This window comes from Pseudomonas sp. X10, from assembly GCF_054889225.1.
Map to the genome: position 1 here is coordinate 4,626,916 of NZ_CM142677.1, position 14,634 is coordinate 4,641,549.

A 14,634-nucleotide genomic window follows, 5' to 3' on the forward strand; every position below is an offset into this window, starting at 1 on the left:
GGCATAATGCACGCCGCGCCAGTACCTGCGGCAAGACAAGGTGATCAATGTGGTGAAGAAGTCGTTGTTCCAATTGCACTGGTTCTTTGGCATCACCGCTGGCCTGGTGCTGGCGCTGATGGGGATTACCGGAGCCATCTGGTCGTTCCAGGAAGAGCTTCTGCGCCTGTTCAATGCCGATGTGCTGAAGGTCGAGGTACGCCAGGAAGGCGTATTGCCGCCGGCCGAACTGGTGCGCCGCGTCGAGGCCGCGCAGGGTGACAAGGTCTCCATGCTCTGGGTCGATACCCGCAGCGACAACGCCGCCAGGGTGTTCTTCACCCCGCCACCGGGCGAACGGCGTGGCCAGTTGCGCTATGCCGACCCTTACACCGGCGAACTCAAAGGCGATGTGGCCGGCCAGGACTTCTTCAACCTGATGCTGCAGTTGCACCGCTTCCTGGCCATGGGCGACACCGGTCGGCAGATCACCGGCGCCTGCACCCTGATGCTGATTTTCTTCTGCCTCTCTGGGTTGTACCTGCGCTGGCCGCGTCAGGCCCTGAACTGGCGCGCCTGGCTGACCCTGGACTGGGCCAAGAAAGGCCGTGCTTTCAACTGGGACTTGCATGCCGTGGTCGGCACCTGGTGCCTGTTGTTCTACCTGCTGTTTGCCCTGACCGGGCTGTTCTGGTCCTACGAGTGGTACCGTGACGGGCTGAACAAACTGCTGGCCGACACGCCTTCCGCAGGCCAGCAACAAAAACGGGGCCGTCATGGCCCCCAACAGGTGGACAAGGACGCGCCCCCCTTGAAGGTGGACTACGAGGCGGTCTGGAGCAGCCTGCAAAAGGCCGCTGGCCCGGGTCTTGCCGCCTACAACCTGCGCTTGCCCCCGTCTGGCGGCCAACCCGCGACCCTCTTCTATCTGCTGGACAACGCCGCCCACGTACGCGCGTTCAACACCCTGACACTGGACCCGGCCACTGGCCAGGTGCGCCGCCATGAGGTGTACAACGATAAGTCGTTCAAGGCGCAACTGCTGGCCAGTGTCTATGCCTTGCACGTCGGCAGCTATTTCGGCCTCACCGGGCGCATCCTGATGACCCTTGCCAGCCTGAGCATGCCGGTGTTCTTCGTCACCGGCTGGCTGCTGTACCTCGACCGTCGGCGTAAGAAGCGCCAGGTCCGCGCCGCCCGAGGTACTGTCAGCAGCACGGACGGGCAAGCCGGCAGTTGGCTGATCGGCTTTGCCAGCCAGAGTGGCTTTGCCGAGCAACTGGCCTGGCAGAGCGCCGGTCAACTGCAGTCCGCCGGACTGCCAGTGCAAGTGCGCCCATTGGCCGAACTGAGCCAGGACGACCTGCGCCAGGCACAGCGCGCGCTGTTCGTAGTCAGCACCTTCGGCGATGGCGAAGCACCGGACAGCGCCCGCGTGTTCGAACGCAAGGTGCTTGGCCAACCCTGGGTTCTGGACAACCTGAACTATGCGCTGCTTGCCCTCGGTGATCGCCAGTATCCGCATTTCTGCGGCTTTGCCCGGCGCCTGCAGGCCTGGCTGGGCGAACGTGGCGCGACCTGCGCCTTCAGCCCAGTCGAAGTGGACAGCGCCGACCCGGCCGCCCTGCGCCTGTGGCAACAAGAGCTGGCACAACTGACCGGCAGCCAACCAGTGGCCGCCTGGCAGCCACCGAGCTATGGCAACTGGACCCTGCGCCAGCGCGAACTGCTCAACCCTGGCAGCCAGGGCTCGGCGGTCTACCTGCTCGGCCTCCAGTCGGACCAGCCGGCCAGTTGGGAGGCCGGGGACCTGGTGGAAATCCTGCCACGCAATAGCCAAGCCGTGGTCGACACCTTCCTTGCCGGGCTCGGCCTGGATGCCAGCACACAGGTTCAACTCGATGGGCTCGCTGAAACCCTGGCCCAAGCCTTGGCCAGCCGCCAATTGCCCAGCAGCCGCGAACATCTGATCGCCCTGCAGGCCCAGGCCCTGGTCGATGCGCTGATCCCGATCGCCGCCCGTGAATACTCGATTGCCTCCATCGCCAGTGATGGCGTGCTGGAGCTGATCGTGCGTCAGGAGCGCCACAATGACGGCAGCCTGGGCCTGGGCTCCGGCTGGCTGACCGAGCACCTGCCACTGCAAGGCAGCCTACGCCTGCGCCTGCGCCGCAACAGCGGCTTCCATCTGCCCTCCGCCCCAGCCCCGATGATCCTGATCGGCAACGGTACTGGCCTGGCCGGTCTGCGCAGCCTGCTCAAGGCACGGATCAACGCCGGGGAACAGCGCAATTGGCTGCTGTTCGGCGAACGCAATCGTGCTCACGACTTCCATTGCGCCGATGAGTTGCAGACCTGGCTGGCCAGCGGCGACTTGGCGCGGCTGGACCTGGCCTTCTCCCGGGACCAGGCAGAAAAGGTCTATGTACAGGATGTTTTACGCCAACAGGCCGCCGAGTTGCGCCGCTGGCTGGACGAAGGTGCCTGCCTCTACATTTGCGGCAGCTTGCAGGGCATGGCGTCAGGGGTGGATGCGGTGCTCGCAGAGGTGCTAGGAGCCGAAGGTGTCCAGCAACTCATCGAGGACGGGCGCTACCGGCGGGACGTGTACTGAATTGCCGGTTACACAAACCAGGTAGGAGCCAGCTTCAGCTGACGCTGGCTCCTACCGACTGTGTGCTGGCACGAGGTGCCTCAGTGCAACTCGAAAGTGTCGGCATCCAGGTTCGCCGGGAAGCGCGCGCGATACGCCGCCAAGTCCGCCGCGTTCAACACCACGGTGAACACGCCGTCGGCCTCGCCGGCACTGAGCAGGCTTTCGCCTTGGAAGTCCAGGACTTGGCTGTCGCCTGAATAGGCGAACCCCTTGCCATCGGTGCCAACCCGGTTCACCGCAGCCACGTAGCACAGGTTCTCGATCCCCCGCGCCGGCAGCAGCCGATTCCAATGCTGGCGGCGCGCTGCCGGCCAGTTCGCCGTGTACAGCAGCAGATCAGTGTCTTGGGCGTCGCGGCTCCACACCGGGAAACGCAGGTCGTAGCAGATCAGCGGGCGGATCCGCCAGCCCTTGAGCTCGAACTGCACCTGGCGTTCGCCTGGGGTGTAGTGCTTGTGCTCACCAGCCATGCGGAACAGGTGGCGCTTGTCGTAATGCAAGGTCTCGCCGTCAGGGCGCGCCCACAGCAGGCGATTGCGGTGGCTGCCATCGGCCGCCTGGATGATCACGCTGCCAGTGATAACGGTTCCGTGTTTCTTCGCCTGCCCCTTGAGCCACTTGTAGGTCGGCCCGTTTTCCGGCTCGGCGAGGCTTTCCGAATCCATGGAGAAACCAGTGGTGAACATCTCCGGCAGAATCACCAGATCAACGTCGCCCACTTGCGCCAACAATTGCTCGAAATGCTCGTAGTTGGCCAAGCGGTCATGCCAAGCCAGGGTGGTCTGAACCAGGGCGATTTTCAGGTTAGGCAGTTCATTCAGATCGCGCATAGTTTCTCCGCTGCCTGACGCAGCGTCTCCTCGCGTTTGGCAAAGCACAAGCGCACCAAGCGCTGTTCAGGGATCGGTTGCTGGTAGAACACCGACACCGGAATGGTCGCAACGCCATGCTCGCGAGTCAGCCACAGAGACATGTCGACGTCGTTCAGGTCCGGGCGGATCTGCGAATAGTCGACCAGTTGGAAATAGGTGCCGGCGGTGCGGGTGAACGTGAAACGCGACCCTTGCAGCAGGTCGCAGAACAGATCGCGCTTGGCCTGGTAGAAGGCTGGCAGTTCTTCGACGTGCTCCGGGTGCTCGGCCATGAAATCGGCCAAGGCACACTGCAGCGGCGTCACGCCGCAAAAATTGACGTATTGATGGACCTTACGTAGCTCCGCGCTCAAGGCCGGTGGCGCCACCACATAGCCGGTTTTCCAGCCGGTGACGTGATAAGTCTTGCCGAAAGAACTGACCACGAAGGCCCGCGGATACAACGCCTCGTGGGCCAGTACGCTGGCATGCTCGACGCCGTCGTACACCAGGTGCTCGTAGACCTCGTCGCTGACCAGGTAGATATCGCGGTCGGCAATCAGCAGCGCCAGCTTGTCCAGATCGGCGCGGCTGATCAATGCGCCGCTGGGATTATGCGGCGAATTGAGGATGATCATCCGGGTACGCGGGCAAAGCGCATCGCTGAACCTCTGCCAATCGATGCTGAAATCACCATCGCTGAGTTGCACATGCACACAGCGGCCGCCGGCCAGCACCACGGAAGGTTCGTAGCTGTCATAGCACGGGTCGAAGACGATGACCTCGTCACCGGCCTGGATCACTGCCTGGATGGCGCAGAAAATGCCCTCGGTCGCCCCTGGAGTGATAGTCACCTCGTGATCGGCGTCCACCGCCACGCCGTAGGTCCTGGCGATCTTCGCCGCTACCTGCTGACGCAGGGCCGGCAACCCGGTCATCGGCGAATACTGATTGTGCCCGGCGGCAACGTGCCGGCCTACCGCATCGAGCAATGCCTGAGGGCCGTTGAAATCGGGAAACCCCTGGGAGAGGTTCAAGGCGCCGGTCTGCACGGCGAGCTGGGACATCGTGGTGAAGATGGTCGTGCCGACGTTCGGCAACTTGCTACTGATCATGGAGCCCTCTTTCCTGCACTGTACGTCCGGCTCGCAGCGGCACGGGACGGAATCCGAGCATAGCGGATTGACTGGTCAGGAAAAAGGATGGGGCCACAAGCTACAAGACAAAGCTGGTCGTACCTCGATCAGCTTTTTCTTGCAGCTTGCAGCCTGCCGCTTTATTTGCGCTTGTCTTTGCGCTTCTTCTCAGCCTTCTTGTGGTGCGACATCAGCCGGCGCTTCTTGTTGACCTGGCGGTCGGTCAGTTGGTTCTTGTTGCCCTCGTACGGGTTCTCGCTGCCCTTGTACTCGATGCGGATCGGCGTGCCGACCAGTTTGAGCACCCGACGATAGGTATTCTCCAAGTAGCGCGAGTAGGAACGCGGCACCTTGTCGACCTGGTTGCCGTGAATCACGATGATTGGCGGGTTGGCGCCCCCCAGGTGGGCATAACGCAGCTTGATGCGGCGGCCGTTGACCATCGGCGGTTGGTGCTCACTGACCGCGTCTTCGAGGATCTGGGTCAGGCGGCTGGTCGGCCAGCGGGTCACCGCCGACCTGAACGAAGCCTGCACCGACTTGTACAGGTTGCCGACCCCGGTGCCATGCAAGGCGGAAATGAAGTGGATATCGGCGAAATCGACAAAGAACAACCGGCGTTCCAGCTCGGTCTTCACATAGTCGCGCTCGCTCGGCTGCATGCCATCCCACTTGTTCAGGGCGATGACGATGGCACGGCCGGCTTCCAGGGCGAAGCCAAGCAGGTTCAGGTCATGGTCGACCACACCTTCGCGGGCGTCCATGACGAAGATCACCACGTTGGCATCCTTGATCGCCTGCAGCGTCTTCACCACCGAGAACTTCTCGACTTCCTCGTGGATCTTGCCGCGCTTACGCACACCCGCAGTGTCGATCAACGTGTACTTCTCTTCATCCCGCTCGAACGGAATGTAGATACTGTCGCGGGTCGTGCCTGGCTGATCGTAGACCACCACGCGCTCTTCGCCGAGCATGCGGTTGACCAGGGTCGACTTGCCGACATTCGGACGGCCGATGATGGCGATCTTGATGCCATCCTTCTCGCTCGGGCCCGGGATGCGTACCGCTTCCTCGCCTTCGGCGACGTCCTCGTCGAGGGCTTCCTCTTCCTTGTCGCGTGGCACCTCGCCTAGGACGATCTCCATCAGAGCATTGATGCCACGGCCCTGGGAACCTGCCACCGGGATGGCGTTGCCCATGCCCAGCGGCGAGAACTCGGCGCGCGCGTTGTCCGGATCGATGTTGTCGATCTTGTTGGCAACCAAGTACGACTGCTTGTTCCGCTTGCGCAGGTGCTCGGCGATCATCTGGTCGGCGGCGGTCATGCCAGCACGAGCATCGACCAGAAACAGCACATAGTCGGCTTCTTCGATGGCCATCAGCGACTGCTCGGCCATCTTCTCGTCCATCCCCACTTCGTCACCGGTGAGACCACCGGTGTCGATCAGGATGAAGGAACGGCCCTGCCAGCGCGCTTCACCATACTGGCGGTCACGGGTCAGGCCGGACAAGTCACCGACGATGGCATCTCGGGTCTTGGTCAGGCGGTTGAACATGGTGGATTTACCGACGTTCGGCCGGCCCACCAGGGCGATTACGGGAACCATGCGGCTCTCCACTGCTTGAATTCGAAAAATACAAAGGCCGCTGCACTGCAGCGGCCGGAGTTCGGTCGGCACCCGAAGTGCCGTTGCCCGAGGCCTGCACGGCCTCAAGCATAGCCTCAGCGGATGGTCAGCGCCTCGAGCTTGCCGCTGTTGCCAAAGACATAGATGGTGTCGCCGGCCACCAAGGGCCGGGCACGCAGGCCATCGCTGTCGATACGCTCACGGCCGACGAAGCGGCCATCGACCTGGCTCAGCAGGTGGAGGTAGCCCTCCAGATCACCCACGGCCACGTAGCTGGAGAACACTTCCGGCGCCGACAACTGGCGGCGGGCCAGGGCGTCATTGCTCCACAGGGCACTGGAAGAACGCTCGTCGATACCTTCCACGGTGCCTGAAGCCAGGCTCACGTAGACGTTGCCAAACCCTTGGGCCACGCCAGCGTAGCTGGAGGCGTCGCGCTGCCAGAGCACACGGCCGCTTTCCAGGTCCAGGCCGGCAACACGCCCCTGGTAGCTTGCGACATAGATAATACCGCCGGACAGCAACAGACCACCGTCGATATCCACCACCCGCTCCAGCTCGGAGCGGCCTTGCGGAATGGCCACGCGCGACTCCCAGACCGGCACACCGTTCTGGGTATCCACGGCAACCACCTTGCCAGTGGACAGGCCGGCGATGGCCAGGCGATTGGTCACGATCGGCGCGCCGGTGCCACGCAGGGTCAGGACAGCCGGGGTGCTCTCGTAGATCCAGCGGCGATCACCGGTCGCGGCATCCAGGCCGATCACGCGGTCGTCCTGGGTCTGCACCACTACCACATCACCGTTGGTCGCAGGCGGTGCCAGCACTTCGCTGGTCACCCGCGAGCGCCAGCGCTCTTCACCGGTACTGGCATCCAGGGCAATGACATCGCCCTTGAGGGTGCCAAGCATGACCAGGCCATAACCGACGCCCACAGCGCCGGAAACAGGCAGCTCCAGGTCCTGCTTCCAGACCACGTCACCGTTGTTGCGGTCCAGGGCCATCACGATCCCGGTGACATCAGAGGCGTAGATGCGGTCGTTCTCGATGGCCGGTACCAGCATGTTGAAGGTCTCGCCCTGACCATCACCGATCGAGCGGCTCCACTGCTTCTTCAGCACCACCTCTTCGGTGAACTTGGTCAGCTCGGCCGGGGGTAGTTCCTTCTTGCTGTTGCTGCTGCAACCCGCGGCCAGAACGGCCAGGGCCAACACTGCTGCATGTTTCCAACCGATCACGTCAGGCATCCCCTTTGGCCAGGTCATCCAGCTTGAGTTGCAGGCCACCGACCGCGGCGTCGTCGGACAACGCGGCCTTGGCTTTTTCATAAGCACTGTGAGCGTCGTCGCCACGGCCCAGCTGGACCAGCAGGTCGCCCTTGAGCTCTTCGCGGCTTGCCAGGAAGGCCTTGTCGGCATCACCTTCGAGCAGCTTCAAGGCCTCTTCGGCCTTGTCCTGGGCAGCCAGGACACGTGCCAGGCGCTGGCGGGCGATCTCACCCAGGGTGGCGTCCGCCGGCTTGTCCATCACGCCCTTGAGCTCGGCTGCGGCGTCGTCCAGCTTGCCGCTGTCGACCGCGACCTTGGCTACGAACAGGCTGGCATATTGGGCATATGCCGTACCGCCGAACTCGCTCTTCAGCTTGCCGGCCAGCTCAGCGACCTTGGCCGTGTCAGGCTGGCCGCTCGGTGTCAGCGTGGTTTCCAGCAGGGCCTGGTACAGGTTCGAGGCACCTTGCGACTGGTTGGTCTGGTACTTCTGCCAGCCCTGCCAGCCCAACACCACCACCGCTGCCAACAGGGCACCGGTCAGCAGTGGCTTGCCATTGCGATCCCACCAGTCCTTGACCGCGACCAGTTGTTCATCATCGGTACTCGACACCCCAATACTCCTTTTCAGCAATTCGGCCGTTGACCCGCTTCACGCCTGGGCGAGAGCAGCATCCAGGTGCTCGGCAAGAGCATCCCAGGCAATGTTCTGTTGTTCACCCTGACCACGCAGGGGCTTGAAACCTATCACTTGTTGCGCCAGCTCGTCGTCCCCGAGGATCAAGGCGAACAGCGCCCCGCTCTTGTCGGCCTTCTTGAATTGGCTCTTGAAGCTGCCAGCACCGGCATTGACCTGCAGGCGCAGGCCCGGCAAGCGATCCCGCAGGCGCTCGCTCAGGGCCAGGCCAGCCAACTCCGCCTGTTCGCCGAAGGCGCACAGGTAGACATCGATCTGGCGGCTGATCGATTCCGGAACCTGCTGCAGGGTTTCCAGCAGCAGGATCAGGCGCTCGATCCCCATGGCGAAGCCCACGCCCGTCGTCGGCTTGCCGCCCATCTGCTCGACCAGGCCATCATAGCGACCACCGGCACAGACGGTGCCCTGGGCGCCGAGCTTGTCGGTCACCCATTCGAAAACGGTCTTGCTGTAGTAGTCCAGGCCACGCACCAGCTTGGTGTTGATCACGAACGGGATGCCCGCGGCGTCCAGACGGGCCTTGAGGCCCTCGAAGTGCAGTCGCGACTCCTCGTCCAGGTAGTCTTCCAGTTTCGGTGCCTCGACCAGCACCGCTTGGGTGTTCGGATCCTTGCTGTCGAGGATGCGCAGCGGGTTGCTCTTCAGGCGGCGCTGGCTGTCTTCGTCCAGTTGATCCAGGCGTGCCGACAGGAACTCGACCAGCGCCTCGCGGTAGCGCGCACGAGCTTCGCTGGTGCCCAGGCTGTTGAGCTCGAGCTTGACCGCGTCACGGATACCCAGCAGGCCCCAGAGGCGCCAAGTCAGCATGATCAGTTCGGCGTCGATGTCCGGACCGTCGAGGTTGAACACCTCCACGCCGATCTGGTGAAACTGCCTGTAACGGCCCTTCTGCGGACGCTCGTGACGGAACATCTGGCCGATGTACCACAGCTTCTGCACCTGGCCATTGCCGCTGATGCCGTGCTCGAGCACAGCACGCACGCACGCTGCGGTGCCTTCCGGACGCAGGGTCAGGGAGTCGCCGTTGCGGTCCTCGAAGGTGTACATCTCTTTTTCGACGATATCGGTGACTTCACCGATCGAACGCTTGAACAGTTCGGTGAACTCGACGATCGGCGTACGGATCTGGCTATAGCCGTAGGTGTCCAGCAGCCCGGCCACGGTGCTTTCGAAATAGCGCCACAGGGGAGTCTGCTCGGGCAGGATGTCGTTCATGCCACGAATGGCTTGCAGCGTTTTGCTCACGGAAAATCCTTACGATTCTGTGTAGTCAGCCACGGGCGATCAGTGCCGCGTCGGCCTCGACCTTCTCGGCCGCTTTCTGGCGGATGAGCTTTTCCAGCTCATCGACCAGGTTGTCATTGGTCAGTTTCTGCGAAGGCTTGCCATCGATGTAGACCAGGTTAGGCGTACCGCCGGTGAGACCGACATGGGACTCCTTGGCTTCGCCCGGGCCATTGACCACGCAGCCGATCACAGCCACGTCCATAGGTACCAACAGGTCCTCCAGACGTCCTTCCAGTTCGTTCATGGTCTTGACCACATCGAAGTTCTGCCGCGAGCAGCTCGGGCAGGCGATGAAGTTGATGCCACGGGAACGCAGGTGCAGCGACTTGAGGATGTCGTAGCCAACCTTCACTTCCTCGACCGGGTCGGCGGCCAGGGAGATGCGGATGGTATCGCCAATGCCTTCGGCCAGCAGCATACCGAGGCCGACGGCGGATTTCACTGTTCCCGAACGCAGGCCACCGGCTTCGGTGATGCCCAGGTGCAGCGGCTGGACAATCTGCCTGGCCAGTTGACGGTAGGCCTCCACGGCCATGAACACATCGGAGGCCTTGACGCTCACCTTGAAGTCCTGGAAATCCAGGCGGTCGAGGTGCTCGACGTGGCGCAGCGCCGACTCTACCAGCGCTGCCGGGGTCGGTTCGCCATATTTCTTCTGCAGGTCCTTCTCCAGGGAACCGGCGTTGACGCCGATGCGGATCGGGATGCCACGGTCGCGAGCGGCATCGACCACGGCGCGCACACGGTCTTCACGACCGATGTTGCCGGGGTTGATGCGCAGGCAATCGACGCCCAACTCGGCCACACGCAGGGCGATGCGGTAGTCGAAGTGAATATCGGCGACCAGCGGTACGCTGACCTGCTGCTTGATACGGCCGAAGGCTTCGGCGGCGTCCATGTCCGGTACAGAGACGCGGACGATGTCGACGCCAGCGTCGACCAGGCGGTTGATCTGCGCCACGGTAGCGGCGACGTCGTTGGTATCGGTGTTGGTCATGCTCTGCACCGCGATGGGGGCATCCCCACCGACAGGCACATTGCCGACCCAGATTTTCCGGGATTCGCGACGCTTGATCGGAGATTCGCCGTGCATGAGTTACTGTCCCAACTTCAGGCGAGCGGTCTCGCCACTGCTAAACGGGGCAACGTCGACGGCCTGGCCGTTGTAGGTGACCTGCGCGCCCCGGGCAAAGCCCAGGCGCACCGCGAATGGCGGCTTGCCGGTCAGCTCCAGGCTGTCGCCCTTGCGCTTGATGGCACTAAACAGCACCTTGCCGTTGCCGTCGGTAACCGACGTCCAGCAATCGGCAGTGAATTGAATGTGCAATTGACCGCTGCCAGCGGGTGCCGGGGCGGCGGGCTGGGCCTCAGCAGTTTCTGGCGCAACAGGGGTGGCCGGCGCCTCGGGCGCTGGGGCAACGGGTGCAGGGGCGGCGCTCGGGGCCTGGGCAGGCGTGCTGCTGGCCACCGGCGGTACCACCGACTCAACGGGAGCGACTGGCGCAAGCTCGACGTCGGTGGCCGAGGCCTCGGCCGACTCGTCCTGGGCCTGGCCCAAGGACAAGGGTGCGCTTTGAGGTTGCTGAGCCGCGCTGACAGCTTGGTCTTCCAGTTCATCCAGCGGATGGATCTGGGTCGTGCCGTCGGCGCTTTCGACCTCGACGTGTTCCAGGGCGATCCTGCCCAGGTCCTTGCCACGCTGGCTGCTCTGGTCCTGCCACCAGAAGAAGCCGCCACCGATGACCACCACCAGTAGCAGCAGGCTGACCACGCGCAGAATGTTGTGCGACAGGCGCACCGGTTCTTCGATGCGCCCGAGCGAGTGTACTTCGCTGCCTTGGGCATGGGTGCCGGTGTACTGGTCGAAAGCCTGGACCAACGGCGCCTGGTCCATGTCCAGCAGCTTGGCATAGGCCCGGATGTAGCCACGGGAGAAGGTATGCCCGGGAAGCTTGTCGAAGGCGCCGGTTTCCAGGTTGTTCAGGGAACTCACGGTAAGGTTGAGCTTGCGTGCCACCTCGGCTTGCGACCAGTCCCGGCTTTCGCGGGCCTGGCGCAAGACCTCACCGGGATTCTGGCGAGTCGCTGCTGCTACTTCGGGGTGCGCGGCTTTCATCATTGCTCCGACAGGTATTGCTGATATTCCGGCGTACCGGGATAAAGTCGTTGTAATTGCTGGCCAAGCTCGGCCACGGTGCTGCGTTCGTCAAAGACCCGGGCCAACCGACTGCCCAGCAACAGGCTACGGGCACTCTGGTCGCTCAGTTGGCTGAAACGATCGTAGTAGTCCCTGGCTGGCACATAATGCCTGTCTTCAAAGGATAACTCAGCCATTTCCAGCAACGCGCGGGGTTGCCGCTGGTTGAGCTGCAGGGCCTTTTCGAGGTGCTCTCGCGCCTGTGCGCGACGGTCCAGCTGCAGGGCAGTCAGGCCAAGGTTTTCGTATACTCGCGAGCGCTCAGGATACAGGGTATCGGCTGCAGCTTGGCGAAACATCTGCTTAGCCTGGAGATATTGCCCCTGAGCATATAGGAAACTTCCGTAATTGTTACGAATCCGCGTGTCACCCGGGCGCTCGGCCAAGGCCTTGCGGAAGTGCTCGTCAGCCAGACGGGGTTCACCTTCGGCCTGGAACACCAGGGCCAATGCCCCATGGGCGTCGGCATTGCGCGCATCGAGGGTCAAGGCGCGCCCCAGGGGAGCCTTGGCACGCTCGGTCAAACCTTGTTGCAAATAACCCAGCCCCAGTTGCACATACGCCCGCCCAGCCTCTTCCCGTCCCTGGCGGCTGGCCAGTGGGTCGGTCCCGCCACTGGACACGCAGCCGGCCAGCAGCGAAAGCGACAGGATCGACAGCGCGGCGCGCAAGGTCATGGGCCTGGCTCTCGTCAGTTGCGCACGGCGCTGTCTTGCAGGTCACCGTCGGCGTTCACCTGACGCACGGCAATGTAGCGCTCGCTGCGGCGGGTACGGTCCATGACCTGGCCGACCAGCTGGCCGCAGGCCGCATCGATGTCCTCACCGCGGGTGGTGCGCACCGTCACGTTGAAGCCAGCGTGGTGCAAGTAGTCCTGGAAGCGGCGGATAGCATTGTTGCTCGGCCGCTCGTAGCCGGAGTGCGGGAACGGGTTGAACGGGATCAGGTTGATCTTGCACGGGACGTCCTTGAGCAGCAGGGCCATTTCTTCGGCATGCTGCAGCTGGTCGTTGACGTCCTTGAGCAGGGTGTATTCGATGGTCAGCACGCGCTTCTCGCCCAGCGCCGACATGTAGCGCATGCACGAGTCGAGCACGACCTTGAGCGGGTACTTCTTGTTGATCGGCACCAGCTCGTTACGCAGCGGATCGTTCGGCGCGTGAAGCGAGAGAGCCAGGGACACGTCGATGTGCTTGGCCAGCTCGTCGATCATCGGTACCACGCCGGAGGTGGACAACGTCACCCGACGCTTGGAGATACCATAGCCGAGGTCGTCCATCATCAGGTGCATGGCGGCGACCACGTTGTCGAAGTTCAGCAGCGGCTCGCCCATGCCCATCATCACCACGTTGGTGATGGCGCGATCGATCGTCGCCGGCACGCTGCCGAACGACTTGTTGGCAATCCACACCTGGCCGATGACTTCGGCGGCAGTGAGGTTGCTGTTGAATCCTTGCTTGCCGGTGGAGCAGAAACTGCAGTCCAGGGCGCAACCGGCCTGGGACGAGACACACAGGGTGCCACGCTTGCCCTGGGGAATGTACACGGTCTCGACGCAGCTGCCGGACGCCACGCGCACCACCCACTTGCGGGTGCCGTCGCTGGAGATGTCCTCGCTGACCACTTCCGGACCGCGAATCTCGGCAACGGCCTTGAGCTTTTCGCGCAAGGCCTTGCCGACATTCGTCATGGCGTCGAAATCATCGACGCCAAAGTGGTGAATCCACTTCATTACCTGACCGGCACGAAAACGCTTCTCCCCGATCGAGTCGAAGAATTTTTCCATTTCCGGCTGGGTCAGACCCAACAGGTTTACTTTGCCAGTCGATGCTGTCATGGCTTCACCTTGCTCCTTCGCTTAGCGAATGCGAGCGCAAACTTCGGTTGCGGAGAAGAAGTAAGCGATTTCGCGGGCAGCGGAGGCTTCGGAGTCGGAACCGTGAACGGCGTTTTCGTCGATGGAAACGGCGAAATCGGCGCGGATGGTGCCGGCAGCGGCTTCTTTCGGGTTGGTGGCGCCCATCAGTTCGCGGTTCAGGGCAACAGCGTTCTCACCTTCCAGGACCTGGACGATGACCGGGCCGGAAGTCATGAAAGCAACCAGGTCCTTGAAGAAGCCACGCTCGCTGTGCTCAGCGTAGAAACCGGCAGCTTCGCGCTCGGACAGTTGGACCATCTTCGAAGCGACGACGCGCAGACCAGCCTTCTCGAAACGAGTGGTGATCTCGCCGATGACGTTCTTGGCAACGGCGTCTGGCTTGATGATGGAGAAAGTACGTTGAACAGCCATGGATAACTCCAGAAAAATGAGTGTTGCGAAAAATTAAACCCGCGAATTATACGCGGGTTCCAGGGGATTGCCTAACCTGCAAGACACGCTCAGTCGGCTTCTTCGATCCAGGCCGCCTGGATGGCCTCGAGCACCTTCTCACCGCCACGTTGCGGATCGTCGTTGAATTCTGGCAAAGCCAGCACCCAGCGGTGCAGATCGACGAAATTCACATAACGAGGATCGACTTCCGGCTTGCTTTCCGCAAGCTGGATGGCGATCTCAAGTACATCAACCCATTTCAGACTCATGATCGACTCCTCAATGCGGCGCTTCAGCAGCGTGGTTGAGCGAATACTTGGGAATCTCGATCGTCAGGTCTTCCTCACCGACGATGACCTGGCAGGCCAGGCGCGACTGCGCCTCCAGGCCCCAGGCCTTGTCCAACATGTCTTCTTCGAGCTCGTCGGCCTCTTCCAGCGAGTCGAAGCCCTCACGGATGACGCAATGGCAGGTGGTGCAGGCGCAGACACCGCCGCAGGCACTTTCCATCTCGATGTGGTGCTCGTGGGCCAGCTCCAGGATGTTGGTACCCGGCTCCACCTCCACGACCAGCCCATCCGGGCAGAATTTTTCGTGGGGCAGGAAAATCACCTGGGGCATCGG

14 protein-coding genes are annotated in these 14,634 nt (G+C 62.6%); 1 reads left to right on the forward strand and 13 read right to left on the reverse strand.

All coding sequences use genetic code 11. From position 1 onward, the window contains the following. Positions 1 to 49: 49 nt before the first annotated feature. Positions 50 to 2,593, forward strand: coding sequence for a PepSY domain-containing protein (locus ACYU03_RS21100; protein WP_461886565.1), 2,544 nt, complete (start codon positions 50 to 52; stop codon positions 2,591 to 2,593). Positions 2,594 to 2,673: 80 nt separating this feature from the next. Here ACYU03_RS21100 and ACYU03_RS21105 read toward each other — a convergent pair whose 3' ends face one another. From ACYU03_RS21105 to fdx, 13 genes are all read right to left on the reverse strand, one after another. Next, entirely contained in the window at positions 2,674 to 3,465 is a 792-nt protein-coding gene (locus ACYU03_RS21105; RefSeq protein WP_461886566.1) for an amidohydrolase, read from the reverse strand. Further along, positions 3,453 to 4,601, reverse strand: a complete 1,149-nt coding sequence (locus ACYU03_RS21110; RefSeq protein WP_461886567.1) for a pyridoxal phosphate-dependent aminotransferase — start codon at positions 4,599 to 4,601, stop codon at positions 3,453 to 3,455. The genes ACYU03_RS21105 and ACYU03_RS21110 overlap by 13 nt, the downstream gene beginning before the upstream one ends. Positions 4,602 to 4,762: 161 nt before the next feature. Further along, positions 4,763 to 6,229, reverse strand: a complete 1,467-nt coding sequence (gene der, locus ACYU03_RS21115; RefSeq protein WP_461886568.1) for a ribosome biogenesis GTPase Der — start codon at positions 6,227 to 6,229, stop codon at positions 4,763 to 4,765. 116 nt (positions 6,230 to 6,345) lie between these two features. Beyond that, positions 6,346 to 7,488, reverse strand: a complete 1,143-nt coding sequence (gene bamB / locus ACYU03_RS21120) for an outer membrane protein assembly factor BamB (protein ID WP_461886569.1) — start codon at positions 7,486 to 7,488, stop codon at positions 6,346 to 6,348. Between the two features lies 1 nt (position 7,489). Beyond that, positions 7,490 to 8,131, reverse strand: coding sequence for a YfgM family protein (locus ACYU03_RS21125; RefSeq protein ID WP_461886570.1), 642 nt, complete (start codon positions 8,129 to 8,131; stop codon positions 7,490 to 7,492). A 39-nt stretch (positions 8,132 to 8,170) separates the two neighbouring features. Next, the gene (gene hisS / locus ACYU03_RS21130) at positions 8,171 to 9,460 is read right to left on the reverse strand and encodes a histidine--tRNA ligase (protein ID WP_461886571.1); all 1,290 of its coding nucleotides are present in this window, start codon (positions 9,458 to 9,460) and stop codon (positions 8,171 to 8,173) included. 25 nt (positions 9,461 to 9,485) lie between these two features. Further along, positions 9,486 to 10,595 carry a flavodoxin-dependent (E)-4-hydroxy-3-methylbut-2-enyl-diphosphate synthase gene (ispG, locus tag ACYU03_RS21135; RefSeq protein ID WP_461886572.1) on the reverse strand — a complete coding sequence of 370 codons (1,110 nt, stop codon included), beginning with the start codon at positions 10,593 to 10,595 and terminating at the stop codon, positions 9,486 to 9,488. Between the two features lie 3 nt (positions 10,596 to 10,598). After that, positions 10,599 to 11,618, reverse strand: coding sequence for a RodZ domain-containing protein (locus ACYU03_RS21140; protein WP_461886573.1), 1,020 nt, complete (start codon positions 11,616 to 11,618; stop codon positions 10,599 to 10,601). Further along, positions 11,618 to 12,376: a type IV pilus biogenesis/stability protein PilW gene (gene pilW / locus ACYU03_RS21145; protein WP_461886574.1), complete on the reverse strand. Its 759-nt coding sequence runs from the start codon at positions 12,374 to 12,376 to the stop codon at positions 11,618 to 11,620. The genes ACYU03_RS21140 and pilW overlap by 1 nt, the downstream gene beginning before the upstream one ends. 14 nt (positions 12,377 to 12,390) lie before the next feature. Beyond that, entirely contained in the window at positions 12,391 to 13,536 is a 1,146-nt protein-coding gene (rlmN, locus tag ACYU03_RS21150) for a dual-specificity RNA methyltransferase RlmN (protein WP_461886575.1), read from the reverse strand. A 21-nt stretch (positions 13,537 to 13,557) separates the two neighbouring features. Continuing rightward, a complete protein-coding gene (gene ndk / locus ACYU03_RS21155) occupies positions 13,558 to 13,989 on the reverse strand; it encodes a nucleoside-diphosphate kinase (protein WP_461886576.1) in 432 nt (143 codons plus the stop codon). Between the two features lie 89 nt (positions 13,990 to 14,078). Next, positions 14,079 to 14,279 carry a Fe-S cluster assembly protein IscX gene (gene iscX, locus ACYU03_RS21160; RefSeq protein ID WP_461886577.1) on the reverse strand — a complete coding sequence of 67 codons (201 nt, stop codon included), beginning with the start codon at positions 14,277 to 14,279 and terminating at the stop codon, positions 14,079 to 14,081. A gap of 10 nt (positions 14,280 to 14,289) precedes the next feature. Beyond that, positions 14,290 to 14,631: an ISC system 2Fe-2S type ferredoxin gene (gene fdx, locus ACYU03_RS21165; protein ID WP_461886578.1), complete on the reverse strand. Its 342-nt coding sequence runs from the start codon at positions 14,629 to 14,631 to the stop codon at positions 14,290 to 14,292. Positions 14,632 to 14,634 lie beyond the last annotated feature (3 nt).

Excerpts from the sequence above, each read along its gene's own strand:
- ACYU03_RS21105 (WP_461886566.1), bottom strand. The coding sequence starts at position 3,465 with ATGCGCGATCTGAATGAACTGCCTAACCTGAAAATCGCCCTGGTTCAG.
- ACYU03_RS21110 (WP_461886567.1), bottom strand. The coding sequence starts at position 4,601 with ATGATCAGTAGCAAGTTGCCGAACGTCGGCACGACCATCTTCACCACG.
- der (WP_461886568.1), bottom strand. The coding sequence starts at position 6,229 with ATGGTTCCCGTAATCGCCCTGGTGGGCCGGCCGAACGTCGGTAAATCC.
- ispG (WP_461886572.1), bottom strand. The coding sequence starts at position 10,595 with ATGCACGGCGAATCTCCGATCAAGCGTCGCGAATCCCGGAAAATCTGG.
- ACYU03_RS21140 (WP_461886573.1), bottom strand. The coding sequence starts at position 11,618 with ATGAAAGCCGCGCACCCCGAAGTAGCAGCAGCGACTCGCCAGAATCCC.
- pilW (WP_461886574.1), bottom strand. The coding sequence starts at position 12,376 with ATGACCTTGCGCGCCGCGCTGTCGATCCTGTCGCTTTCGCTGCTGGCC.
- rlmN (WP_461886575.1), bottom strand. The coding sequence starts at position 13,536 with ATGACAGCATCGACTGGCAAAGTAAACCTGTTGGGTCTGACCCAGCCG.
- ndk (WP_461886576.1), bottom strand. The coding sequence starts at position 13,989 with ATGGCTGTTCAACGTACTTTCTCCATCATCAAGCCAGACGCCGTTGCC.
- iscX (WP_461886577.1), bottom strand. The coding sequence starts at position 14,279 with ATGAGTCTGAAATGGGTTGATGTACTTGAGATCGCCATCCAGCTTGCG.
- fdx (WP_461886578.1), bottom strand. The coding sequence starts at position 14,631 with ATGCCCCAGGTGATTTTCCTGCCCCACGAAAAATTCTGCCCGGATGGG.